The sequence below is a fragment of the Stenotrophomonas sp. genome, assembly GCF_032103445.1.
GTDB lineage: Bacteria > Pseudomonadota > Gammaproteobacteria > Xanthomonadales > Xanthomonadaceae > Stenotrophomonas.
In genome coordinates, this window is record NZ_DAMDFR010000131.1 from 1 (window position 1) to 4,359 (window position 4,359).

Here is a 4,359-nt window from a genome sequence, read left to right on the forward strand (position 1 = left end):
CCGCCGGTCGCGGTGCCGGCGCAACGGCCGGGACCGCAGCGACCGGGCGCGCACCTGGAGCGGCACCGCCGTGCAGCTGGTCCAGCAGGGCTTCAAACTCGTCTTCGTCGATCAGGCCGTCGTCGGCCTTCTTCGCGGTGGGCACTGCAGTGGGCGCAGCGCCACCATGCAGTTGGTCGAGCAGCGCCTCGAACTCGTCGTCGGTGATCAGGTCGCTGGCCGGTGCCGCTGCCGCGACGGGTGCGGCCGCGACCGGAGCAGGCGCACCGCCGTTGACGTCGAACTGGGCAATCAGTGCGGGCGGTGCATAGCCCGGTTCTTCACCGGCGGACACCGAATCCAGCATTGACTGCAGATAGTCCAGCGACTGCTGGGCGGCATCGAAGTGGTGTGCCTGCAGCACGGCCTGGCCGGAGCGGGCCATGCCCAGGGTTTCCTCGGCGGCGTGGCACAGTTCCACCATGGCCTGGATGCCGAGGAAGCCGGCACCGCCCTTGAGCGTGTGGAAGCCGCGGAACACCGCGTTGAGCTGGTCGGCGTCCTGCGGGGCCTGTTCCAGCGTGACCAGCTGTTCGCCGAGGCGATCCAGGATCTCCTGGGCCTCGAGGATGAAGTCAGCGGCGATATCGTCTGGAACAGCACTCATGATGTTAAAGCCCTAGATCGGAAAGCAGGTCATCGGCGTCGACCTGCGACACCGCATGGCGGTCCAGCCCGTTCACGGCGGGACCGGCCAGGCCGTTGTCCTGCTTCTTGCGGTCGTCTTCGTTCGGCGGCGGCAGGCCGAGCGCACCAAAGCCCTCGTGCACGCGGCGCACAATTCCCACCACACGGCGGATGATCTGGCCGGTGAGGTCCTGGTAGCTCTGGGTCAGCGCGATTTCGGTCAGGTTGTGGCGGATGCGGTCCAGCTGCTGGTCCTGCTCCGGGTTCAGGCCTTCGGCGCGCAGCTGCTCGGTGAGCGCACGGCATTCCTCGGCCAGATCCAGGGTGCGGTGGGTGGCCTGTTCGGTCATCGCCACCACATGGTCCAGGCGTGCGCAGGCGTCATCGAGCTCACCGGCCTCGGTGGGCACGGTGGGCAGTTCGCCCAGCGCCTGGCCGAGTTCGCGGGCAAGGCGATTCAGGCCGGCCATCATCGGCTGGGTGCGCAGCGCGGCCAGCGCGTCGATTTCCCGGCGCCAGCCGGCTTCGTCGCCGCTTTCCAGTGCGGCCAGGGCATCCTGCAGGCGCTGCACCAGCGCCGACTTGTCGCTGAGGGTTTCCATCAGGCGCTCGCTGCCAGTCGTTCGAAGATCTTGTCCAGCTTCTCGGACAGCGTGACCGCGGTGAACGGCTTGATGATGTAGCCGTTGACGCCGTTCTGGGCCGCTTCGATGATCTGCTCGCGCTTGGCTTCGGCGGTCACCATCAGCACCGGCAGGGTCTTGAGCTTGGCGTCGGCGCGGATCGCCTTGAGCAGGTCGATGCCGGTCATCACCGGCATGTTCCAGTCGGTGACCACGAAATCGAACGGCTGGCTGTTCAGCAGCGCCAATGCGGCATGCCCGTCCTCGGCTTCGGCCGTATTGGTGAAGCCCAGATCGCCCAGCAGGTTCTTGACGATACGACGCATGGTCGAGAAGTCGTCGACGATCAGGATACGCATGTTCTTGTTCAAAGCACTTTCCTCGGTATCAAGTGTTCTCGAGGCCGGCGTCGGCCGCCTCGAAGATCTTCAGTCGGCCACGCAGGCGCAGCACCGCCTGGCCGTGGATCTGGCAGACGCGCGACTCGCTGACACCGAGTACCGCGCCGATCTCCTTCAGATTCAATTCCTGTTCGTAGTACAGCGACAGCACCAGCTGTTCGCGTTCGGGCAGCAGGCCGATGGCGGCCCCCAGCTCGCGGCCGAACTCGCCCCGTTCCAGTACCTGCTGCGGGGTCGGGCCGCCCTGGGCCACGGTATCCAGTTCGCCCTGGTCCTCGATGCGCGACTCCAGGCTGAGCACCTGGCCACGCGCGGCGTCTTCCATCAGGCGCAGGTACTCGTTCAGCGGCATCTCCATCGCGGCGGCCACTTCGGTGGCGCTGGCCGCGCGGCCGGTGCTCTGTTCCAGCTTGCGGATCGCCGAGGCGGCATCGCGGGCACGACGGTGCACGGAACGCGGCACCCAGTCGCCACGACGGATCTCGTCGATCATCGACCCGCGGATGCGGATCGAGGCATAGGTTTCGAACGAGGCTCCCTGGTCGGCGTCATAGCTGCGCGACGCTTCGATCAGCCCCATCATGCCGGCCTGGATCAGGTCGTCGATTTCAACGCTGGCCGGCAGGCGCGCGGCCAGGTGGTGGGCAATGCGCCGCACCAGGTCCGAGTGCTGGGCAATGCACTCAGTGGCAGCGGCACGCTGCACCTCTTTGTATTGCGCGGCACCTTTCATGCGGCCACCCCACGCTGTTTGAGGATGCGTTCGAGGAAGAACTCGACGCCACCGCGCGGCTCGGTCGGAGCCTGCCAGCGCGCGGTGCGACGGGCGATTTCGGTGATGGCCTGCGCGGCCGGGCTGGACGGGTAGGCCTTGACCACGGGCTGCTGGCGCTGCACCGACAGGCGCAGCCAGTCGTCCTGCGGCACGCAGCCCAGATAGTTCAGCGACACATCCGCCAGGAACTTGTCGCAGACCCGGCTCAGCTTTTCGTACAGCACGCGGCCTTCATTCGGGTCGCGGGCCATGTTGGCCACGACCTGGATGCGGTCAACGCCGCGCTCGCGCGACAGCACTTTGATCAGCGCGTAGGCGTCGGTGATCGAGGCCGGTTCGTCACAGACCACCACCACGGTGTCCTGGGCGGCCTGGCAGAAGGTCAGCACGCCGTCGGTGATGCCCGCGGCGGTGTCGACGATCATGAAGTCCAGTTCGCGTTCCAGCTCGGAGAACACGTTGACCAGGCCTACGTGTTCGGCCGGCTGCAGCTCCGCCATGTGGCGGCGACCGGACGCGGCCGGCACCACCAGCACGCCGCCGGGGCCTTCCATGATTACTTCGTCCAGGGTGCAGCGCCCGGCGACCAGGTCGGCCAGGGTCAGCTTCGGCTGTAAGCCGAGAATGACGTCGATGTTGGCCAGGCCCAGGTCGGCGTCGAGCAGCAGGGTGCGTTTACCCATGTCAGCAAGCGCCACGGCCAGATTGGCCGAGACGTTCGTTTTGCCCACGCCGCCCTTGCCGCCGCTGACGGCGATGGTGCGGACCGGGCCCAGCGGCTGGCTGCGGGTGGCCGACAGCGGGAAATTCTGGGTCAGCTTGGCGTACTCACGCGACGGCATGGTTCAACTCCGGGTTGCAGGGCATATCGGCCGCGCGGCGCAAATCTTCAAGGCGAAGTACAAGATTGGCGGCGGTGGCCCGGTGCAGGTCTTCAGGAACGTCCTGGCCGTCGGTCACCCAGGTGATGGGCAGGCGGTGGTCGACGGCCACCGAAAGTGCGGTGCCGAAGCGGCCGGTCTCGTCCAGCTTGCTCAGCACCACGCCCTGCGGGTTGGCGGCGCTGAAGCGACGGACCACTTCGTCCATGTCGCCGAAGCTGGTATTGGCCGGCAGCACCAGCAGGGTGCGGATCTGGCTGGCGGCGCGCAGCCACTGCAGCTGGGCGGCGAGGGCGCGGTCGCGCGGGCCGAGGCCGGCGGTGTCGATCAGCACCAGCTTGTAGTCCTTCAGGCGCTCCAGCAGCTGGGTGAGGTCGCTGCCGCTGTTGGCCTCGTGCACGGCGATGCCGAGCTGGCGGCCGAAGCCGTACAGCTGTTCGCGGGCACCGATGCGGCCGGTGTCAGTGGTGACCAGGGCGACGTCACGCGCGGCATGGGCTTCGGCAAAGCGCGAGGCCAGCTTGGCGATGGTGGTGGTCTTGCCGGCACCGGTGGGGCCGACCAGGGCGATCACGCCGCCGGCTTCCAGCGGGTCGATCGGGGCGATCGGCAGCTTGCGCGACAGCAGGCCCAGCATCAGGCCACGGCCGCGATGGGCTTCGGTATCCAGCGGGATCTGCAGGGCCACGTCGCGGCTGATGCCGGCGTCGAAGCCGTACTCGTCCATCAGGTCCAGCGCGGCGGCGCGCACCGCCGAGCCGCGCAGGCGCTCGTCGGTGAAGCGGGTCATTTCGCGTTCGATGACCTGGCGCATGCCGGCCACTTCGTGACGCAGCTGGCGCAGCTCTTCGTCGTCGCGCGGGACCAGGTTCAGCGCCGGTGCCGGGGTCGGGACCACGGTCGGGGCAAGGACTGGCGCTTCCATGGCCTCGACCGCAGCGGCCAGGGCGACCGGCAGTTCTGCAGGTTCGTTGGCGGCGCTCATCGGGGCCAGCGGGCGGGCGGCCGGTTCG

6 protein-coding genes are annotated in these 4,359 nt (G+C 68.0%); all 6 read right to left on the reverse strand.

The features are described 5' to 3' along the window. A partial coding sequence (locus RT551_RS21290; RefSeq protein WP_313462181.1) for an Hpt domain-containing protein occupies positions 1-646 on the reverse strand: 646 nt, incomplete at its 3' end. Between the two features lie 4 nt (positions 647-650). Then, positions 651-1,268: a protein phosphatase CheZ gene (locus RT551_RS21295; RefSeq protein WP_125361380.1), complete on the reverse strand. Its 618-nt coding sequence runs from the start codon at positions 1,266-1,268 to the stop codon at positions 651-653. Beyond that, on the reverse strand, positions 1,268-1,660 hold the full coding sequence (gene cheY / locus RT551_RS21300; protein ID WP_185750198.1) for a chemotaxis response regulator CheY: 393 nt from the start codon (positions 1,658-1,660) through the stop codon (positions 1,268-1,270). The genes RT551_RS21295 and cheY overlap by 1 nt, the downstream gene beginning before the upstream one ends. Positions 1,661-1,676: 16 nt before the next feature. Then, positions 1,677-2,423, reverse strand: a complete 747-nt coding sequence (locus tag RT551_RS21305; RefSeq protein ID WP_311191131.1) for an RNA polymerase sigma factor FliA — start codon at positions 2,421-2,423, stop codon at positions 1,677-1,679. Next, the gene (locus RT551_RS21310) at positions 2,420-3,307 is read right to left on the reverse strand and encodes a MinD/ParA family protein (protein ID WP_311191132.1); all 888 of its coding nucleotides are present in this window, start codon (positions 3,305-3,307) and stop codon (positions 2,420-2,422) included. Before RT551_RS21310 ends, RT551_RS21305 begins: the two co-directional genes overlap by 4 nt. Then, a partial coding sequence (locus RT551_RS21315) for an AAA family ATPase (protein WP_313462184.1) occupies positions 3,294-4,359 on the reverse strand: 1,066 nt, incomplete at its 5' end. The genes RT551_RS21310 and RT551_RS21315, both read right to left, overlap by 14 nt.

Coding starts and splice junctions, on each gene's coding strand:
- RT551_RS21310 (WP_311191132.1), bottom strand. CDS start 3,307: ATGCCGTCGCGTGAGTACGCCAAGCTGACCCAGAATTTCCCGCTGTCG.
- RT551_RS21295 (WP_125361380.1), bottom strand. CDS start 1,268: ATGGAAACCCTCAGCGACAAGTCGGCGCTGGTGCAGCGCCTGCAGGAT.
- RT551_RS21305 (WP_311191131.1), bottom strand. CDS start 2,423: ATGAAAGGTGCCGCGCAATACAAAGAGGTGCAGCGTGCCGCTGCCACT.